This window comes from Bradyrhizobium sp. Kon69 (genome assembly GCF_055807515.1).
Map to the genome: position 1 here is coordinate 48,838 of NZ_JBVVOS010000019.1, position 18,541 is coordinate 67,378.

Sequence of the window (18,541 nt, forward strand, 5' to 3'; positions counted from 1 at the left end):
CTCCCTGTGACCCGGCTGGGTCCTTTTTTTGCTTTGGCCGGCTCGCAAGCCCCGCTCCAGCCGCAACTGTTAAGCTAATGGCCCTGCGCAGTGAAGCCCGGGGAGCTGCGCCGGGGGCGCTTTGCCGCCTTTCTTCGGCGGGAAAGTCCGTGGACAGCCATGATCTTTCCCGGGATCGTCCTGAAAAGGGACCATGCTTTGACGTTTTTGGCCACAATCGGGATCGACCCTCCGGCCATGAAATTTCTGGCTGTGATTTCGATCCTGGCGCTGCTCACGATGGGTGGCGCCGCCATTTCCGATCAGTTTCTGACGGCCGATCAGCACGCCGCGCACGGGGTGGAATAGCGCGGCGGGCGGAGAGGTTTTTTGTCTTGGGGGAGACAGCGATGCTTTCGATCGACCAATTCCTGCGCTTCATCAGCGTGCCGGCCGTATTCGCGGCCCTCGTCATCGCCTCGCAGATATCGACCGCCTTGTCGCAAGGTTAGTGAAAGGCTAGTCAGCCGATCGCGGACGAGGCGAGCAGAGCGAGCACGGCCAGCGCCATCAACGCGGTGCCGAGCCAGCCCAGCGCGATGAGCCATGAGCGGCCCTTGAAGCGGCCCATGATCGCCTTGCTGGAGACGATCAGCATCATCATGGCCATGATCGGAACGGCGACGATGCCGTTGAGCACGGCGCTCCAGACCAGCATGTGGATCGAATCGATCCCGGTGAACCCTAGGCCGAAGCCGATCGCGGTCGCTGCGGCGATGATGGTGTAGAAGCCGACCGCCTCGTCTGGCTTCGCCTCCAGCGTCGCGCGCCAGCCGAAGATCTCCGCCACGCCGTAAGCGGCCGAGCCCGCCAGCACCGGAATCGCGAGCAGGCCGGTGCCGATGATGCCGGTCGCGAACAGGGCGAAGGTGAAGTCGCCGGCGAGCGGCCGCAGCGCTTCGGCGGCTTCCGTCGCCGAATTGATGTTGGTGACGCCATTCGCGTGCAGCACCGAGGCGGTGGTGAGGATGATGAAGAAGGCGATGCCGTTGGAGAGCAGCATGCCGGAGAGGGTGTCGGCCCGGATGCGCGCCAGCTCCGGACTGCCGCCGCGCTTCAGCTCGCGCAGCGGCTTGTCGCGCTTGCCCTGGTTCATCTCCTCGACCTCCTGCGAGGCCTGCCAGAAGAACAGATACGGGCTGATCGTGGTGCCGAGCACGGCGACGACCATCATGAAATAGTCGGCGCTGACATTCGTCTTCGGCCACACCGCCGCGAGCAGCGCCGTGCTCCACGGGATATTGACGGTGAAGGCAGTCGCGACATAGGCGAACAGCGCCAGGGTGAGAAATTTCAGCACCGGCGAATAGCGCCGATAGGGCAGGAACACCTGCAGCAGGGTCGAGCCCGCCGCGAAGATCAGCGCGTGCTCGTGGTTGAGGCCGCCGATCACGAGCGACAGCGCCTCCGCCATCGCCGCGATGTCGGCGGCGATGTTGAAGGTGTTGGCGGCGACCAGCATGGCGACGAGCGACAGCACCGCCCAGCGCGGCGCGATCTGCATGACGTTGGCGGCGAGCCCCTTGCCGGTGACGCGGCCGATCCGGGCGCTGACGAGCTGGATGGCGATCATGAACGGCGTGGTCAGAAACACCGTCCAGAGCAGTCCGTAACCGAATTGCGCGCCGGCCTGCGAATAGGTGGCGATGCCGGACGGATCGTCGTCGGCCGCCCCGGTGACGAGACCCGGTCCCAGCCTCTGCAATAGCGTCGGCGCGGATTTCGTGGGGGTGAGGGCATCGTCGGTCATGACAGGAGGGGTCCGGTCGGTCGCGTCCTTCACAAATGCTAATGATGGAACAAGGTTCCCGGGCCAGCGGCAACGGGCTCCTCGCTGATTTCTGATAAAGCTAATCGCCTTTGACTCGTCGGGCAAAACACCTGTATAAGTGCATCATCGCAGAATACCCGGTGTCTGCTTCTGCGCGCATCCCGCCTCGACCAGACTGCCATGGCCGGCCGTCGCGCAGTCCGCAACCCGTGCACGGACACCGGCGGGACGTGTGTCCCCAGAGCGCGTGCGTCGGGATTACTTGATGCTGACGAACATGCCCCAGGCGCCGGCCAGCGCGGCGCCGGAAAAGACGATCAGCGGGTTGTCGCAGAACGCACTTCCATAGGTGCACATGGTGACACCGAACGAGCCGATCTCGTGATGGCTCGCGGAGTAGAACAGTCCCGACAGCACCAGCAACGCGGCGGCGACGACATACATCGACGATCTCTCCGAGCTGTCCCCGTTGCGTCTGTCGCAAGGGACATGTTCCAGCATGGCGCGAACCCCTTGCATCCTGCCGAATCCGCCTTGGTGCATTTGAACTAAAGTCGATCTTTCCCGCGAGATGTGCCATCGTCAGCTGCGCTCCGTGCGCAATCTGCACGTGTGATCGGAATCGGAACAGCTGCGCGGGAACTCCGGGACGTGCTCTTTATTAAGAAACATGAACAGTTGGACCAATCCAGGGGAGTGGCCCATGGGAGCCGAGCGGATGCACCCTCCGCGGTACTGGCGGATGCGGGCGGAAGAATTCCGCACCAAGGCGGATAATTGCGAATATCCCGAGACGCGGGACGTGCTGCGCAAGGTGGCGGAAAATTACGACGAGCTGGCCCGCCGCGCCGCGCGCATCTGCACACTCGAGAGCCTGGACGAACTGCGGGGGGGGGGACCCGTCAACACCAAGCCGGCTTGATCGTTCAGGACAAGCCCGCTTGATGGTTCAAGACGAAGCCGATGACCAGCGCGCGCGATCATGGGGCGCCTAGGCCCTCGTTTCCAAGAGAAGCACCGCCCGCGCCATTGGAACGAATGTCCACTTTGGCACTTAGGAACTCAGTCCTCCAATGAGGGATGAGATGAGCCGCGAACAGCAAAGCCCGGCAACGAGGCCGGATCAGCATTTCAAGCCGGGGCCGCCATGTCCCAAATGCGAGAGGGGCACGCGCTGCCTGACCTCGATCTTCGACGTGAGGCGCGATTGCTCGATCGTGATCTATCGCTGCGACTCGTGCCGCGAGGACGTCTGGGTCTGAGCGAGCGCCGTCGTCGGCCCATCTGCGGGACGCCCCATCGCCGATCTCAGAACAACGTCCGATAGGAACTTCGCCTGTTTCGCTCGCTTGTGCCTGCATCGACCACGCAGACGAGACAGCTCCCCACCATGCAATCACGCTACCCGTTGTTGAAGAAGTGGACAGCGGAAGAGCACGAGCGGCTGAAGGCGCTGGCCGAAGCCGGCTGGCGGCCGGACGAGATCGCCGGCGAGCTTGGTCGCAGCGAAGCCGCCGTGAGGGTGCGCGCCTGGCAGCACGGCATCGCGCTGCGGCTCGTCACGCAGAAGCGCGGACGCTGAAGACCGGCTGGGTCGAAAGCCCGCAGGCGGGCATCCCGCCATGCGTTCACTTGTGAACGGTCCTCGATCGTCTCTCGGCGTACTCTGCGAATGGAGCAGGAACACGGGAGCTTGTCATGCTCACCCGCGAGGAATTCGAGGCGGATCTCGACCGGCAGAAAATACACCAGCTCGATGCAAGCCAGGCGACACGACAATTGCTGCGCCGTTCGCGCGAGCAGATCGCGGCGTCGATGGCACTGCTTCAGCAACAGGTTCCGAAGATCTGGCACCCTGAACCTCCAGAACGATAGAAACCTCTTCCGCTGTCCCGCGTTTGCGCGCATGGCGAACCGAGACAGCAGGCAGCGGCCGATGTGTGCCGCGTGCAACAAGCCCATGACATTCATCGACGCGGTGAGTTCACCCGAGGGGGCGATTGCCATCTTCCGGTGCTCCGGCTGCAACAAGCTGTCCTGGGAGAAGCCGATGCGAGACCAGAACGCGGGCTCGGGTTGAATTTGCGCGGGGGAAGAAACGGCCCCAGCCCGCGGGGCGAGCTGAGGCCGTTGGAGGGGTGCCGGTCGTGCATCCGGACCGGCGCCCGAATAACTTTCTGATCCACAAGCTGTTCCTATTCAGGCGACCATGGACATGGTGCGCCCCGACGAAACACGCCTGAAACAGTGCTGAAACCAGATTGTCTCGAACGCCCCGCCGGCTGGCTCCGACCAACCTAGCGAAAAGGAGATCATCATGATCCAGGTTGGTTCGAAAGAAGAAGTCGCGTTCTTGCTGGCGCTGTTCGGCACCCATACCCAGCCGGTGAAGCGGCCGGCGAAATCGCGGCAGGCGTGAGGCGCTGATCCCATGCCAGGCTTGGCCGAATGCCAGAGCCTCTTGCGGCTTCTGATCGCAAGGGGCGACCCGAAGGCCATCCCGCTCGCAAAGGGCGCCATCGACCAATATTTGAACACGGCGCCGGTCTGTATGCGCGGCCGCGGCCTGCGCGTGCTCCAGCGCGACGCACTCGACCAGCATGGGACCGCGGTCGGTGTGCAGCGCTCGTTCGCCGAAACGGTGGATGCCTATATCGTCGGGAAGCTTGCGGAGGAGTGACGGGGCCGAATGTCGGTTCGCCCCTGTCGCTTTCGCTTCCTGAATAAACACGAACGCGGCAGCTGGTGCTCCCGCGTTCGATTTGTCATCGTATCCGGCGCGCGGGCTTCCGCGCGATTACTGGGTCGGCGGCAGCACGGCCTGCGTGGTCTGCTGCGGCAGGTTGGTGTAGGTCGCGCTTTCCTTGGTGCAGATATCCCTGAACACCACGACGCCGGCCTGCGGATATTCCTTCACCAGGCAGTTGCAGTTGTTGTTGACCACCGGAGCGGGCGCAGCAGCTGCGACCGGTGCCGCAACCACGGCGGGCCGCTGCACGACGACCGTCTTCTCCACCACCTGCGGCGTCGGAACGTACACCGGCCTGTTCACGACAACCGGATACTGGACCGGCCGGACCACGACCTGCGGCGGGATATAGACCGGCGGCGCGGGCCGCGGATAGACGACGACCTGGGGCATCGGCCGCGGGCCGGGATAGACGACCGGGCGCTGGCCGCCGTTGCCGCCATAGCCGTTGAAATGGGGACCGAATTGGGGCCGCGCCTGCGGCGCGTTGCCATACTGTCCGTTCTCGCCCCAGCCGGCCTGCGCCGAGCTGCTCGCAACGCCTGCCGCAACACTGGCCAACACGATCGCTGCCGCCATCTTCGTGATCATCAAGGTCTTCGTCATGGTCCACCTGTCTGGTTGTTTGTTTTGTCTCATGCCGTCGTCGTGGGATGAGTGATAGGCGGACATGGCGCGTGCTTCCGTGACGCCGCGCACACAGCAGGCGAAATCCTCCTTCGTTGGAATGAGAGATGACGGGGGAGCGGCGGCGCCGTCGGCGCTCGTGGCCTGCCGGATCGACCTGCGATGGGTACACGCAGGCGAAGTGCGGGCGCAGGTCGGGAAATCCTGGGTTCCCGGAACCTGTTGATTCCACCAGATTTTTTCGCCGCCGCCGGAAACCCTTTGGCCGTTTCGGACCTGTTACGGGCAAAGGATGCTGCAATGCCCCGATATTATTTCGACCTGCGCGACGACACCGGTGTAGCGCTCGACGAGGAAGGGTTGGAGCTGGCCAGCGCGCGCGCCGTTCAGGCGGAGGCCGCCAAGTCGGTCGCGGACATGGCGCGCGATGCCATCCTCTCCGCGCCGCCCGCGGGCGGCAGGCAGACCATGGCGATCGACGTTCGCGATGCCAGGGGTCCCGTGATGCAGGTCAAGTTCTCGTTCGCGTTCGAGACCTTCAGGCCGCCCTCGACATCACGCGATCATTGACGCGTGAGAAATTCCGGCCGGGATGACTCGGGCTCGAGCACTGCGATCTTGCGGCCGAGCTGCCAGACCTCGACCTTGCCGTGCCGCGTGAACTGCTGCGCGAAGGTGAGGGCGTTCGCATCGGAGGCGGCCTCGAATGCTTCGGCGGAGCGGAACACGCCGTTGTCGCCGACCAGATAGGCGCGATATTGCAGGGTCATGACGGTGCCCTCAGCCCGGGCGATTGCAGCCAGGCGTCGATGTGCATGGCGGTCTCGTCCTGCCGCGCGCGGCGCAGCAGCATCTCGCGGCGGCGCCCCGGCGCGAGCGTGCGCGCCTCTTCGCGCAGCCGCGTGGCCTCCTCGGCGAGCCGTTCGGTGAGTGTCGTGGTCTGCTTGAAACGTCGACGCTTCTGCATGGCGCATGTCCATCGTGCGAGCAGTCGGAGCGCAACCCCGGCGTTGTCGTTGCCGATCGATGCCGAGTGAGGCGCGGTGATGGATCAAGCCTAGGCCGCCGGTTTCGAGCCGTCGTTGTCATTTGCTAGTTGTTTGGAAGAATCTTTTGGAAGTGCAGTGCGGCAGTTTGAAAAAAGAGGCCCCAGCTCGCGGGGGCTTGGGGGGCATTGAGCTGGGGCCATCGGGGTCACCCTTGGGGAAGGGTATCGGGAAAACTTGGCAATGGCGGGAAGGTTCCGGCATCAAATGACAAAGGCGAAAATGGTTAGATCGATGTGCGTGCTCTCATTATGCAGGTAAGGAATACCGATTGACGACGTTCCTGATTTGTTCTAACGAAGCAAAGTTTCAACCTCTGGGCGAGAGCGGAAGTTGTCGGGCTCGCCGCAATGTTTCCGGGGCAGTCGATGAGTAACTCGATTCTCTCTCTGGTCTTATTGGATAATCCCGTGGCGCCGGATATGCCGGCGGTTGCCAAGGCGCTCCGCGCGCGACATCCGGAGCTGGCAACTGATGTTGCGGAGAACGGAGACGCGCAACAGGCTCAGGCAAACTCGCCGCTCATTCGCTGTGGCAACGAGCTTGTTGCCGTCATGTCGATGCCGGCGCGCATTCCTGACGATCCCGGTTTGTGGTCGCGCGCTTCCACGACGTGGCCGCAGGCCAAGGCGGTCGCGGCGCGGCACCGTGGGCATCTGATCGTCTCGGTCCTCGGTCAAAAGCAGCGGTCGTTGCCCGCCGCTCGTCTGACGACTGCTGTCATCGGCGCATTGATTGCGACGGTGCCGGAATGTTGCGCTGTCGTGTGGAATGGCAAGGTCGCACGATCCGCCGATCTATGGTTGGACATGTCCAGCCGATCGCTTGCGCCGTATCCAGACTATCCGTCTTCACTGTGGGTGGACATATTGCCGTTCCGATCTGACACGGGCATCGGAGCGGTAACGATGGGGCTGTCAGCATTTGCTGAGCGTGAAATCGAGTTCGAAACCCACAAGCTGACACTTCCAACGCTGGTCAACAAGGTGGACGGTCTTGCGGTTTATCTGGTTGAGCACGGGCTTGTGGTCAAAGACGGCGATACGTTCGGTCGCGACTCGCGCGAGCGCTTCTCGGCTCGTTACAAGGACTCAGATCGATTTGAAGGCCTGCCCGTTCTTTTCTGTACCGATGGTTCGGCATAATTGCGGAGTTCGGAGCCGTTAGTTGCCATGTTCGTGTTTCCGGTACCCCAACCTTACTGCTACCATACGTAGCCGGGGATTCGTGCTCGGCGGCAGACTATGGAGTCTCCGCGAATGCTGGATTTAGAGGCGGGGTCCTTTTTGAAGGCTGTCACTGGCTTGCGCCACCTCATCAATCTTATTGATCAGGTCCCAGACAAGGCAAGCGCAGTCGGCCCTGAAGACAGAACTAATATAATCGGACCCCAGCTCGGCAATCTCTTGATTGCCCTGGGAAAGGTTGGCGCGCGTTCCGCGTTAGCCCCAGCGAACAGATTGCAGCACAAAATCGCCGACCCTAATTCACTGATCACCTATGATGATTTGGGGAAGGCGTTTATCGATATCGAGAGTCGATTTGGCGATCACTTGGTAGACATTAAATTGTTCGTGCTCAACGAGCAAGAGGCTGGGATGTTCGTCCCGGCGGATCGGTTGCTTGGTTTAGGGGCGCAACCGGTAGAAGGGTTTTCTAGAGCCTTTAGCAATGCCTCGTTCGAGATAGAGGAAGCAGCAAAATGTGTAGCTTTAGGCAGGTACACGGCATGCGTATTTCACTGCATGCGGGCGATAGAATGTGGAATCAAGGCCCTCTGCAAGTTCTTGGAAATACCGGATGCTACAAAGCCCGCGGAGAAAAGCTGGGGCATAATTCTGGGAAAAATCCAAGCGAAGATTGATGAAAAATGGCCGCCGAAAATTCGTGTCACAAATTCTCAGGGCGCAAAACTAGAAGCCATGTACGTGACTCTAGATGCGATCAAAAACCCATGGCGCAACGCGACAATGCACGTTGAAACAATCTACGCTCCACATGAGGCGCTGCATATCGCCCGATGCACTGGCATGTTCTTGCTAGAGTTAATGAAGCACTGCGATGAAGATGGCATACCGCCAGAAAGCTCACCGGCGATGGTTACAGTTGCTCATGAGCCTACCTGCCTTTCGGAAGCGGCATCCGAATAGCGTCATCAATACTTTGCTAGTTGTGTCACTCGGCTTAAGTAATGTCCCCTGAAGCCCTGCTTCAGGAAGGCCGCGCATGCATACTATGAACCTTAGCTGTATAGTTATGGCCGCCGGCGATTAACGGTCAACTATCGCAACGGGGAGCGCGTCTTCTTTCTCGGTGCCGCGGGACACGATCTTCAAGCTCTCGTCCGACAACGGCCGTTGCAGCGCCTTGGCTTCGTCCCACGGCGCCCTCAGCCAAACCTCTCGCTCTTCCGCTGTGGTCAAGATAACCGGCATGGCCTTCGGATGGATCGGCTCGACGACCGCATTCGGTGTCGTGGTGAGAAAGCCGTACACCTGATGCGGGCCTGGAATTGGCTTCGACTTGGTGCCGCGATCACCGTTGAATGTCGTCCAGATCCCCGCGAACGCGAACAGCGGCCGAGCGTGCGCGAGCGCGAACCACACGATGTCTTTCTTCTTCGTCTCCGGGTTGGGCTCCGGCGCGTATTCGGCAAAGCTGTTAACCGGGACGAGACAGCGGTGCTCCGGCTTGAGCCACGCGCGCCAGTGCGGTGATGACGTGTTGCGAATGTTCGTCACGGGCGGGCCGCCGGTGCGAGGCGGGGGCGGCATGCCCCAGCGCATCAGCACCATCTCTCGCTCGCCGGCAGCCTCGCGAATGACTGGCGCGGGGTAATCCGGAAACACCCCGGGCATCGGCGCAAGATTGCCTTCATAGCGGCGGACGACCCGGAACAGGTCGGCAATAGCCGCCTGATTGGTGGTGATCGAATAGAGATTGCACATGAAGACGTTTGCCCCTTATCGCTCCCCCGGCCACCAGATTGAGGCCGGGTGACTGGCTGAAATCTTTGTCGGTCTCAACGCCACAAGCTTGCTTCGCTTGTACGGATAGCCACGGAGCTGCGAACAGTCCTTGCAGCGCATATAGCGTTCGAGTTCGTGCACCGGCGTCGACTTGGAACGTCGAATGATGTCGAGCGCTATCGTCTGGTTGGTATCGCAGCCAAGGCACCGAACCTCAAGGTAGGGGTATCCGCCATTGATCGCATCGCCGAGCGTGGGTGATGGCTGAGCGGGGCCTTTGTAGCCCAGCATCCGCTGGTTCCACGCCACGCACGCAAGCTTATCGGCCTCCTGTCGCGCGAACTTGGCGCGCTCAGCCGACATCTTGATTTGAGTGCCGAACAGGTATTGGCGCGACTTCGTGGACATCCCTTTATCAAAGTCATGCGCCAACAGCGTTGGCAAATTGTCGATCCCTAGTGGTCATGCTGGGCAACATGCTACTGCCTGTCGTGGCTGTGGAAAACCAAGGCGCATTCAAATGCTGACCAACTGGCGGCCCGTCCCCTTGCAATCGACGCATGCCAGTTCGCCTCCGACCATCTCCGGAGGAAACAGGCAGCGTCCGCTCCCGTCGCATTCCAGGCACACGATCTCTCCGGCGCCGCAGCCGACGTCTTCAACGCGGGTTTCGAATTCAGTGTTACAATTGTGCGCGCAGTAGACCAGCATGCTCGCGACTGGAGCAGAGACATCCGCAGGTCTTGCTGAACCGCCTTCGTCACGCGCTGAATCGTAAGACGTCAACGCTCCTATCAGTTCGGACCTGTTCTCGACCATCACGTTTACCTCAGTCATCTCCATCATCGTCATCCAGACGATCGGGACAAAGTTAGGTGGCATGGCTGGGGTGTTGAATTCATCGCTTGGATTGCAGACGGGGCAGGGCTCTCCCGCGCCGCACTCGCAGGCGCGAGGGCCGAAAGCAGGGCGATTGGGATGATTTTCGCAGACCCAACGGTAGTTGTCGCAAACAGCGCAAAACTTCACCTATAGGTCCTCCCGCAAGCCTTTGAAGAAGGGATGGCGGACCTTACCCTCGGCGGATTTCGCGCGATACTCTATTTCCGCAAGCAGCTTCGGCTCGACCCAGATGCCCTTGTGCGCGATGCGCTTGGCGTAAGGTTGCTTCTTGCGAATGAGCGGCTTCAATCGTTTTTGTAGTTCTGCGGCAGACGTCTTGTCGAATCCGTGGTCGACCTTGCCCGCATAAATGAGCTCGTCTCCCTTATGGCGCCCTAGATAGATGCCGTCCCATTTGCCTTCGTCGAGTGCGAAGCCGGCGATGGTTAGCGTCTCTCGCTGCGCGCAAGTCGTCTTGACCCAGTTATTGCCGCGGCCGCTGTTGTAGATGCTGTCGCGAACCTTGGAGACCACGCCCTCAAGTCCAACCTTGCACGCATGCGCGAACATCTCGCGTCCATCGATTTCGAAGCTGTCGCTGAACTGCACGTCGGTGCCGGAAATGATTTTCTTCAACTCGGCCTTACGCTGCAACAGCGGCAGGCCGCGCAGGTCTCGCCCATTCAGGTAAAGCAGGTCGAACGCCACGAGCACGATCTTGGTCGATGTGCCCTTGAGCTCGTTTTGGAGGACGGAAAAATCGGTGCTGCCATCGGCTGCAGGAACAACAACCTCGCCATCGATGACCGCCGATCCCGCCTTGATGTGCCAGGCGTCATCGGCGACTTTCTTGAAGCGTTTGGTCCAGTCGTGGCCGCGACGGGTGTAGACGGTGACGGCCTCGTTGGCCAAATGAAGCTGGACCCGGTAGCCGTCGAACTTGATTTCGTGAATCCACCGCGCTCCGGATGGCACGCGGTCCACCACCGATGCCAAGGCCGGCTCGATGAAGCCAGGGAAGGGCGCTTTCACCCCGATCGTCCCTGGCCTACGCTGACGCTGCAACGCCACTGACAAGCTCCACGCAACGAACACCTTGATTCGAATCTTTATGGCCGGATTCGTTCCGCTGATCGGCGCGGCCCCTATCGTCGCACGGAACCGTTTGAATTCTCTTGCGTTTCAAAGATGCAAGGAGAGCAACATGGCTAAAGCGAAGAAGCAGACAACTCGCGGTCGCAAGCAGGACCGCGCGCGCGTGGCGGGCGGACAGAAATACGAAGTCAGCTACGAGGCAAAGAAGACGGGCCGCTCGGCCTCGGCCGTGAAGAAGGCGGTCAAGAAGGTGGGCAGCAGCCGGAAGAAGGTGGAGCGCAAGCTGGGCCGCTGATAGTTTTGCGTTAGAACAGAGGTTTGTGGCGAGCCGGTCGCGTCAGCGACCGGCTTCTTGCGCCCCGGGGTGTAGCCACCTGACACGAGCAGCCGGTCCAGGACCGCTTGTGACCCAAAGCGAAATTTGTTTCATGGGCAGAAGAAATGGCTATTGCTGCGTGGCTTTCCGTACGTCATCCCGTGTTCTCGTAACTACGTCAGGCAACTTACGATGAAACTCCTGCTCCAAAGCCTTCATCGCTTCCCGGTCATAGGATTTGCCATGGCTGGAATATGTATCGAAGATGGTCTGTCGACTTTTCTCGCACGCTGCGAGTGCCCCGTGCTCGATAGTATCGGTAGGATCGTTGGAAGTTCGGGCTAACCTTCGTGCAGTGCCCTCAAGGCAGAGGGGATAGGTGCGCACTGCTTGGTCTTCGATCGCTTTATCAGGATTGGACTTCCATAGCTGCTCTGTTTGACGCTGTAGCTCGACAATTCTAGGGATCTGCTTGAAGAATGATCCTACGGTGTCGTCAACGTAAGACCGTTCATCCACGCGGTGCGAGCTGTCTACTGCGCGCTGTCTACAAACCGAAAATAAGTTATTAGCGATCTCGGCCTTTGCGCTGTCTTCGGCGCGGTTTAAGCCATCGGGACCATTTTTGATAACGAAGAGGCGCAGAGTAGTTGGCAATTCTCGCTTCACGCACTCGTGGAAATATTCCAGCTCGTCGGAAGCCGCCGCTGCTTGCCGGGCGAAAAAACATAGACCCATAACTAAAATGAGCCCAGCGCCAATGCCAGGTTGAGCTGTTCCGCCGAAGGCTAACTCGCGCTTCATTTCCAGTTCCGTAGTTTGCGCTTCTCACATATATGCTTCAGGTTGATAAGCTATAAATGATCGCGTCGAAAGACCGGCGATTGTTCTGCCAGCTTCTGGCCCTTAGCGGACCTGTGAAACGATGGTCGGAGAGGACGCTATCGGACGCTTTGGGCCAATGGATTTGACACGTCGGGCAAAACACTGGCAGAATAGCATCATTGAAGATCGGCCCGCGCGGAGCAATCCGCCGCGGGCTTTTTATTTTCGGAGACTCGTCATTTAACAAACGGATTTCCAAATGACCAAATTCAGGAGAAGGACCGAGCTGCATCTTCCTGTTGCGCAGCATGTGGCGAGTGAAGGTTTCAGGGCGCCAACGCTGGCCGATATCGAAACCCTGGCACGCGCCAAGACCGAAGCCGCACTCAACGTGCTTGCTGCCATCATGTTCAGAGAGACAGCGAATGCCTTTGCGCGGGTGGCCGCCGCAAACGCTATTCTCGACCGTGGGTGGGGCAAGCCGGTGCAGCCCTTGGCGACGGACGCACGGCCGCGCGAATTGCTGCAACGGATCGAACGCATCATCGTACATCCGGACCATCCATCGATAATCAACAATGAGACCCGCGAACCCGAGGCTTCGTAAGCTTCGCTTCGTCTTGTCTCCAGGCGAGGAATTGCAATGAAAACACCAACGCCATCGACTCCACCGGAGTCTAAAGATATGCATCCACAGCAAGAGAACGCGGCTCTGATCGGTTTACCCCAATGGATGCGCGACGCGCTTGCATATAAACCGGAGCAACCGGCTGTGGAGCCGAACACGCCCGCGAAGCCGACCGCAGCAGAGGCCGCTGACCGGCGCAACATTCGAATCCTGAACCGGGTATTGTGAAGACTTGATCCGCTGGGCCGATGGCTCATAAATCCGGCTGGCCCGCGGCGCAAGCCACGTCCGCTTCGTTTTCGAAACCGGACGTGCTCAGCTCGCAATAGTAGGTCAGCTATGGGCCAGGAGCGGACATCAACGAGCCACCGCTCCTTGCCAAACCTTCGAAATGACCCGATCGGGCATTAGGGGCGCCCTACCGCTTGCATAAGGCGAGCCGCCGACTGGTTTGCAGTGGCAGTCGCCGGTCGACTTCAGCTTCGCCAACCCGCTGATCAGCCTTGGGTGCGGATTGTGGCTGCGCCTTTACGAGTGCGGCGCTGCGCGTCGATCAGTCACAGATCTCCATGGTGTAGCTGTGGCTGCCCGTAGCTCCGACGGGACCCGTGCGCGGGGCGAGTCGACAGCCGCGGCCCACTGGACGGCATCCGGCTTGGCCGCAGACCATCTGACCGCTCGACAGAGGCTTGGACGGTGATGCTTCTGCCCGCTTCCTCTGCTCGTCGCGCTTCTGCGCATCGTCACGTGTAGCAACAGGCTTCTTCTCCTGCGCCTTTTCGCATTCATTGTCGTCGTTCACGCGATAACCAGCCCGGCAGGCGATCTTCACGCAGGCGTCGCCATCGCCTCTGAAACCGTGATCACAGATCAATGGGCAGACCCGGCCCGGCTTGGCCTTGATCGCATCGAGAGCCTCGAAGCTCGCGACCTTGGCGTCGAACTTAGTTCCGGCATATTTGTTGAAGGTCGAGAGCGACCTCTGCGATAAGGCATTCCAGTCTCCGTCAGCAGCCGCGGATAGACATCCGACCCGGCGCAGCTCGGACTGGACCAGCGTTGCGGTCTGCTGAGGCGACAGGCTCGGCTGCGATGACGTCGGCGCCACGGCCGCGACCTTCTGCTCGGTGTCGATCTGGTCCTTCTTCTCTGCCGCGTGTTTTGCGGACTGATCAGCCGCGCCCTTGTCGCTCGCGATCTTGTCTGCGAGAGCCTTTTCAGCCGCCTGCTTGTCGGCAAGCGCATTGGCAACGGCTGCCTCCGCGTCTTTCCTTCTCTGCTCGGCAGCGGCGGCTTTCGCCTCTTCGATCTGCTTGGTCTTCTCGGCGGCGAGCCGGGCGTCCTCGGCCAGTTTCGCGGCGGCCGCCGCCTTGTCCTGCTCGGCCTTCTTGGCGCGGTCCGCCGCGAGCCGTGCTTTCTCATCTTCGGCCTGCCGGGCCCTGTCGGCGGCGGAGGCGCGCGCTTGCTCAGCTTCGATCTTCTTCAGCTGGACCTTGGCGAGGTCAGCATAGAAGCCATCCGGGTACGTCCGCAGGAAGGCTTGCCATGCGTCTTTGTCGCCTGCCTGCAAGGCCAGCTCGTAGTCTCTGCGAACTGCATCCTGAGGGCTTGCCTGCGGTCCAGGAGCGGCTGCCGGCTTCGCCGGGACCAGCGGCACGTCGTCGCCACCGAGCGAGCCGTACACATAGGGCTCCTGCTTGTAGCCTGTGTTCTTGAGGACGTCGTCGCGGACGAAGCCAAACGCCTTGCGCAGGTCGAGCCCCGGCGTCGGCAGGCGCTCGACCAAGGCCGTGGAGAATGGGCTGTTCTTGGAGTCGCCATCCGAGGCGGTCGAGCCGGCCTTGGCCGCAAAGGCGATCATGGTGTTCGGGCTGGTTGGCTCGATCTTGGCAAGACCGCGGCCGATGGCGCGCGAGGCCACCGTGCGCTTCATCGTCTTGGCGAACGGGTTGTCGCGGCAGGCGTCCAGGATCACGAGACGGAGCTGCTTGGCCGGCTCGATCGCGAACAACACCCGATCGAGCGGGAATGTCTCGTCAAACACGTCGGTGTCGGTCTCTAGCGCCGCGTCCGTCGGGATCAGATAGTTGTTGCCGTCCAGTTCGATGCCATGGCCAGCGTAATAGATCACGGCCACATCAGCATCGCGCGCCTTGACGCCGAACTCGCGCAGCGCCTTGCGCATGTCGACGACGCTCAGATCGAGCTTGGTATCGACCACGTCGAAGCCGGCCTTCTTGAACATCCCACCGACGAGCGTGGCGTCGTTCACAGGGTTGGCGAGCCGCGGCACGCTCTTATAGGCCGAGTTGCCAATCACCAGCGCCACCCGGCGCTCGGCCTGAGCCGGAGCAGCGCCAAGCGAGATCGAAAAAATCAATAAAACCAAAAACCGAAGCGCGCCCACTTGGAGCCCCAAATCACAATATGAGCAGAGTATTCGCAGCCTGCCGGAAGGCAAGGGGCCTGTCTGTGATGTTGATCACGGTACGATCTGCGTCCGTTGCACGGCTTATGCAGAGGTCGGCGGCCGCTGTCCGCAATGGGTCAAAATCGGTCTTCATAGATCGAAATGGACACAAGAACGTCTCCAATCGTCTACAAGCGGACGCGGGATTGGAAGGGCTCCAAGCTGAAAATGACCAGCCTCACTAGCTGAGGAGGTTAACATGACCGATGTCCCAAGCACCATCCCTGCTGTCTCGAAACACGTTCCTTGGAACAAGGGCAAGATCGTCGGCGCAAAGCCGCCGCTCCGTCCGAAGCACGTCTGGTCAATCCGAACCAAGCTCCAGGTCGAAGGCCGAATGCGCGATCTGGCGCTGTTCAACGTCGCCATCGATAGCAAGCTGCGCGGCTGCGACGTCGTAGCCTTGAAAGTCGATGACCTTGCGCCGGGCGGATATGCCGCCGACCGCGCGACCGTCCGACAAAAGAAGACCGGCCGGCCAGTCAAATTTGAACTGACGGAATCGACCCGGCAGGCAATCGACGACTATCTGCGGCTTACAGGCAAGAAGTCAGGAGAATATTTGTTCACTGGCCGGCGGCGGAGTGGGCATATGACGACCCGCCAGTACGCCCGACTCCTATCTCACTGGATCGCTGATATCGGACTGGACCCGCGCCTGTTCGGGACGCATTCCCTTCGCCGGACCAAGGCGACCTTGATCTATCGCCGAACCGGCAACCTGCGAGCCGTACAGCTCCTGCTGGGGCATACCAAGATCGAGAGCACCGTTCGATACCTCGGCATTGAGGTCGACGACGCCCTCGCGATAGCAGAACAGGTTGACGTCTGACTTCGGGGGCAGAGCAGACGTGCTCTGCGCTGCCCTCAGAGTCGGCTGCGGGCCATCAGCGGAAACGTATGCTCTCGCCGATTATCCCGAGAGCTACTTTCACCGACCCAACTGATACCCTTCGATCTCTGCCAATCCACAGTTCCGGAAGCGCTGCTTCGACCACTCGTCCCTACTTGGGTCGACGCCGAGCGGCGACAACAGTGCCCTTTTCACTAATCGCGAAGGTTGCGTGAAGCGTCTTTCTCGTGTTCGAGATCAATTAGGGCTGCTAGTATCCACATATCCTTTAGCAGATTTAGGCTTGGCCTCCGATGATCAAAACTCCAGGTGATAAGAATAGCGCACCAGAACATGTTGTTGGCCGTACGCCGTGGGATGTTGCTTCGGAAGCATTGGGCTTTGTGAAGCTGCAAGCCTCTCTGCTCATCATGGTTGGCTTATCGGCATTCGCAATCTACATGTTTTACGCAAAGGGCGCTGACCAGCAACAAGAAACCACAAAGAGACTTCTTGAAGTCGAAGTATTGTTGAAAGACGCGCATGAGACAGCCGGCAAGCTGAGATCGTTGCAAGTCACAGACCTCGAACGACAGTTTGATCTGACCGGTAAGGCTATGAAGCGGTCTGAGGACGCGCTATCTGAGGCAGCGAAGGCAGAGGCAAGTGCAAAGACGGCCTTGTCGAAAGCTGCAGAGGCCGACGCGAAAGTGACGGAAGCGACGACAAAAGTGGCGGAGATTGAGGCAAAAGTGAAGGAAGCCACGGCGAATGCGACCGAGGTCAGCGCGCAACGGGATCGTATTCAAGACTCTCTTGCCACGCAGACACGCAAGCTTACGTCAACGGAGAAAGACCTGGAACGAGTGAAAGCCAGTATCTTGGACCTAGCAGGGTCCCTTCGCGAGGAAGAGCGCTGGAAAGAGATACCCGGCAAGCTTAGTAGTCTCTTGACAGACGCGGGGGCGTCGTTCGATCGGCGGATTGAAAAAGCACTACAGAGCCTGGGGACATCGAACACCTTGCTGCCTGCAACGCCGGGACTGGACAATTCGTTGCTTGCTAACCCGATTGCACCCCCAAAGATCGAGCGGCAATTATCCCCTACGCTCATTGCTCAGATTCAGCGAACGCTGTGCATCAAGGTCGATGGCATGATCGGCGATGAAGAGTCGAACACCAGATCTGCGCTATTACAGTTCTTTGAGGGGTACGACTACAAGCTGCGTCCGGACGAACCGAGTAGTCAACGAGGCCGAAAAGGAGAAAGAGCGCCCCTACCAGACCGCTTGGATTCGACAGCCCGCCCCAGCCAATCGCCGTACATTATTGATACGTCAGAACGGTTGACGGCGATATCGGCCGCGGTGGACAAATATGAGAGCTGCAACAAACATGGTTTCAAAAGCGCGTTCGAGGTTGGACTGTTTGCGCACTTCGGAAAGGAGCGGATCAGCAACACCATTTTGAAGGCCGCTTCGTTGGCGAAGATTGCTGTACAAAAAACAGGCAAGGAGTGGACCAACTCAGAAATGAGAGCGGCCGTTGAAAACTTGAGGAAGAAATACGGACTTAGCAGAGTTCGCGGTGACGATGCAGATGCAATAGACGATGCAGACGCAATAGACTCAGATCTTTTGGACATTTTGCGCGAAATAGCTCAGGGGCGGCCTTTGCCGCCGCAAACCGGCCGGACTGGTTTCGAACTAACTATAGGGCTCAATCAAGCCAAAGCCATTCAGCGTGTGCTTTGTGTCGACGACACCGGCGATTTCGGGGCCGAGGGCTCTCCGACGCGCAGGGCGATGATCGACTTCATGTCCGCCCAAGGTGTGATGAGCTCAGGGAAGATCGAGAACCCGTCCGATCTCACTGTGCTGAGGGAGGCGGTGACGGTGGTGAACTCCTGCGCGATTGAAAAGTTGGCGAATTCGTTTGAATCCGGACTTTTCGCCAGGTTCGGCAAGAAACTCGTTCGCGATCGGATCAAGCGGGCGATCGACAGAGTCAACAAGCGCGTCGCCACGAAGATCGCTACGCCGCCCGAATTGCTCAATCCCGACGCGACAATGGGCGATAGCATTCGCGCTTCGGTGACGGCGCTCCGAACCGTCTTTGCCGGCGAAGGTCTGCCGATCGCTCAGGGAAGCGCGATAGATCCACAGCTGTGGAGGCAGATTACGAAGGAGGGCCTGATTGAATAAGGGTCACTTGCGCATGTCGACCTTATCGCCGCTGGAGGTCAGCTAAGGGTCACAAGCAGCCCTTCGGCATCCCGGCTGCTTATATCCG

Annotated in this window: 25 protein-coding genes; 14 read left to right on the forward strand and 11 right to left on the reverse strand. The window is 60.1% G+C overall.

From position 1 onward, the window contains the following. Nucleotides 1-159 precede the first annotated feature (159 nt). The gene (locus tag AC0L3U_RS24235; protein WP_473348272.1) at nucleotides 160-348 is read left to right on the forward strand and encodes a hypothetical protein; all 189 of its coding nucleotides are present in this window, start codon (nucleotides 160-162) and stop codon (nucleotides 346-348) included. A 154-nt stretch (nucleotides 349-502) separates the two neighbouring features. On the opposite strand, the gene AC0L3U_RS24240 is transcribed toward AC0L3U_RS24235, so the two are convergent. After that, complete coding sequence (locus tag AC0L3U_RS24240) at nucleotides 503-1,789, reverse strand: NRAMP family divalent metal transporter (RefSeq protein ID WP_473363484.1); 1,287 nt, start codon at nucleotides 1,787-1,789, stop codon at nucleotides 503-505. Between the two features lie 279 nt (nucleotides 1,790-2,068). Beyond that, nucleotides 2,069-2,254: a hypothetical protein gene (locus tag AC0L3U_RS24245; RefSeq protein ID WP_007612773.1), complete on the reverse strand. Its 186-nt coding sequence runs from the start codon at nucleotides 2,252-2,254 to the stop codon at nucleotides 2,069-2,071. A gap of 274 nt (nucleotides 2,255-2,528) precedes the next feature. On the opposite strand from AC0L3U_RS24245, the gene AC0L3U_RS24250 reads away from it, so the two are divergent. From AC0L3U_RS24250 to AC0L3U_RS24270, 5 genes are all read left to right on the forward strand, one after another. Next, complete coding sequence (locus tag AC0L3U_RS24250; protein ID WP_473363485.1) at nucleotides 2,529-2,732, forward strand: hypothetical protein; 204 nt, start codon at nucleotides 2,529-2,531, stop codon at nucleotides 2,730-2,732. Between the two features lie 163 nt (nucleotides 2,733-2,895). After that, nucleotides 2,896-3,072 (forward strand): hypothetical protein, encoded by a 177-nt coding sequence (locus AC0L3U_RS24255; protein WP_473363486.1) that lies wholly within the window; start codon nucleotides 2,896-2,898, stop codon nucleotides 3,070-3,072. A 128-nt stretch (nucleotides 3,073-3,200) separates the two neighbouring features. Continuing rightward, on the forward strand, nucleotides 3,201-3,392 hold the full coding sequence (locus AC0L3U_RS24260) for a hypothetical protein (protein WP_473363487.1): 192 nt from the start codon (nucleotides 3,201-3,203) through the stop codon (nucleotides 3,390-3,392). A gap of 116 nt (nucleotides 3,393-3,508) precedes the next feature. After that, on the forward strand, nucleotides 3,509-3,685 hold the full coding sequence (locus AC0L3U_RS24265) for a hypothetical protein (protein WP_473363488.1): 177 nt from the start codon (nucleotides 3,509-3,511) through the stop codon (nucleotides 3,683-3,685). A gap of 556 nt (nucleotides 3,686-4,241) precedes the next feature. Then, nucleotides 4,242-4,490, forward strand: coding sequence for a hypothetical protein (locus tag AC0L3U_RS24270; protein ID WP_456768913.1), 249 nt, complete (start codon nucleotides 4,242-4,244; stop codon nucleotides 4,488-4,490). A gap of 117 nt (nucleotides 4,491-4,607) precedes the next feature. Here AC0L3U_RS24270 and AC0L3U_RS24275 read toward each other — a convergent pair whose 3' ends face one another. After that, the gene (locus tag AC0L3U_RS24275) at nucleotides 4,608-5,165 is read right to left on the reverse strand and encodes a hypothetical protein (RefSeq protein WP_473363489.1); all 558 of its coding nucleotides are present in this window, start codon (nucleotides 5,163-5,165) and stop codon (nucleotides 4,608-4,610) included. 321 nt (nucleotides 5,166-5,486) lie between these two features. Here AC0L3U_RS24275 and AC0L3U_RS24280 point away from each other — a divergent pair, with 321 nt between their 5' ends. Continuing rightward, nucleotides 5,487-5,756, forward strand: coding sequence for a DUF6894 family protein (locus AC0L3U_RS24280; RefSeq protein ID WP_456768914.1), 270 nt, complete (start codon nucleotides 5,487-5,489; stop codon nucleotides 5,754-5,756). On the opposite strand, the gene AC0L3U_RS24285 is transcribed toward AC0L3U_RS24280, so the two are convergent. Then, on the reverse strand, nucleotides 5,750-5,956 hold the full coding sequence (locus tag AC0L3U_RS24285) for a hypothetical protein (protein WP_473363490.1): 207 nt from the start codon (nucleotides 5,954-5,956) through the stop codon (nucleotides 5,750-5,752). The genes AC0L3U_RS24280 and AC0L3U_RS24285 overlap by 7 nt on opposite strands. After that, the gene (locus tag AC0L3U_RS24290) at nucleotides 5,953-6,153 is read right to left on the reverse strand and encodes a hypothetical protein (RefSeq protein WP_473363491.1); all 201 of its coding nucleotides are present in this window, start codon (nucleotides 6,151-6,153) and stop codon (nucleotides 5,953-5,955) included. The genes AC0L3U_RS24285 and AC0L3U_RS24290 overlap by 4 nt, the downstream gene beginning before the upstream one ends. 447 nt (nucleotides 6,154-6,600) lie before the next feature. Here AC0L3U_RS24290 and AC0L3U_RS24295 point away from each other — a divergent pair, with 447 nt between their 5' ends. Beyond that, nucleotides 6,601-7,377 (forward strand): DUF4261 domain-containing protein, encoded by a 777-nt coding sequence (locus AC0L3U_RS24295; protein WP_473363492.1) that lies wholly within the window; start codon nucleotides 6,601-6,603, stop codon nucleotides 7,375-7,377. Nucleotides 7,378-7,491: 114 nt separating this feature from the next. Then, nucleotides 7,492-8,382, forward strand: a complete 891-nt coding sequence (locus AC0L3U_RS24300) for a hypothetical protein (protein ID WP_473363493.1) — start codon at nucleotides 7,492-7,494, stop codon at nucleotides 8,380-8,382. 120 nt (nucleotides 8,383-8,502) lie between these two features. On the opposite strand, the gene AC0L3U_RS24305 is transcribed toward AC0L3U_RS24300, so the two are convergent. The 4 genes from AC0L3U_RS24305 to ligD form a co-directional block, all read right to left on the reverse strand. Then, on the reverse strand, nucleotides 8,503-9,180 hold the full coding sequence (locus AC0L3U_RS24305; protein ID WP_473363494.1) for an SOS response-associated peptidase: 678 nt from the start codon (nucleotides 9,178-9,180) through the stop codon (nucleotides 8,503-8,505). A gap of 15 nt (nucleotides 9,181-9,195) precedes the next feature. Then, nucleotides 9,196-9,609 (reverse strand): hypothetical protein, encoded by a 414-nt coding sequence (locus AC0L3U_RS24310; protein WP_473363577.1) that lies wholly within the window; start codon nucleotides 9,607-9,609, stop codon nucleotides 9,196-9,198. 108 nt (nucleotides 9,610-9,717) lie between these two features. Continuing rightward, complete coding sequence (locus tag AC0L3U_RS24315) at nucleotides 9,718-10,053, reverse strand: hypothetical protein (RefSeq protein WP_473363495.1); 336 nt, start codon at nucleotides 10,051-10,053, stop codon at nucleotides 9,718-9,720. A 177-nt stretch (nucleotides 10,054-10,230) separates the two neighbouring features. Beyond that, a complete protein-coding gene (gene ligD, locus AC0L3U_RS24320) occupies nucleotides 10,231-11,154 on the reverse strand; it encodes a non-homologous end-joining DNA ligase (RefSeq protein ID WP_473363496.1) in 924 nt (307 codons plus the stop codon). 133 nt (nucleotides 11,155-11,287) lie between these two features. Between ligD and AC0L3U_RS24325 the strand changes: the two genes are divergently transcribed. After that, a complete protein-coding gene (locus AC0L3U_RS24325) occupies nucleotides 11,288-11,473 on the forward strand; it encodes a DUF3606 domain-containing protein (protein ID WP_473363497.1) in 186 nt (61 codons plus the stop codon). A gap of 150 nt (nucleotides 11,474-11,623) precedes the next feature. Here AC0L3U_RS24325 and AC0L3U_RS24330 read toward each other — a convergent pair whose 3' ends face one another. Further along, nucleotides 11,624-12,298 (reverse strand): hypothetical protein, encoded by a 675-nt coding sequence (locus tag AC0L3U_RS24330; protein WP_473294703.1) that lies wholly within the window; start codon nucleotides 12,296-12,298, stop codon nucleotides 11,624-11,626. A 280-nt stretch (nucleotides 12,299-12,578) separates the two neighbouring features. On the opposite strand from AC0L3U_RS24330, the gene AC0L3U_RS24335 reads away from it, so the two are divergent. Together AC0L3U_RS24335 and AC0L3U_RS24340 are read left to right on the forward strand one after the other, a co-directional pair. Continuing rightward, complete coding sequence (locus AC0L3U_RS24335) at nucleotides 12,579-12,926, forward strand: hypothetical protein (RefSeq protein ID WP_473363498.1); 348 nt, start codon at nucleotides 12,579-12,581, stop codon at nucleotides 12,924-12,926. 36 nt (nucleotides 12,927-12,962) lie between these two features. Further along, nucleotides 12,963-13,175, forward strand: a complete 213-nt coding sequence (locus AC0L3U_RS24340) for a hypothetical protein (protein WP_473294701.1) — start codon at nucleotides 12,963-12,965, stop codon at nucleotides 13,173-13,175. Nucleotides 13,176-13,500: 325 nt separating this feature from the next. On the opposite strand, the gene AC0L3U_RS24345 is transcribed toward AC0L3U_RS24340, so the two are convergent. After that, nucleotides 13,501-15,354: a caspase family protein gene (locus tag AC0L3U_RS24345; RefSeq protein WP_473363499.1), complete on the reverse strand. Its 1,854-nt coding sequence runs from the start codon at nucleotides 15,352-15,354 to the stop codon at nucleotides 13,501-13,503. Between the two features lie 262 nt (nucleotides 15,355-15,616). Here AC0L3U_RS24345 and AC0L3U_RS24350 point away from each other — a divergent pair, with 262 nt between their 5' ends. After that, nucleotides 15,617-16,249 carry a tyrosine-type recombinase/integrase gene (locus AC0L3U_RS24350; protein ID WP_473363500.1) on the forward strand — a complete coding sequence of 211 codons (633 nt, stop codon included), beginning with the start codon at nucleotides 15,617-15,619 and terminating at the stop codon, nucleotides 16,247-16,249. A 314-nt stretch (nucleotides 16,250-16,563) separates the two neighbouring features. Further along, nucleotides 16,564-18,453 (forward strand): hypothetical protein, encoded by a 1,890-nt coding sequence (locus tag AC0L3U_RS24355; RefSeq protein ID WP_473363501.1) that lies wholly within the window; start codon nucleotides 16,564-16,566, stop codon nucleotides 18,451-18,453. The last annotated feature ends 88 nt before the right edge of the window (nucleotides 18,454-18,541 follow it).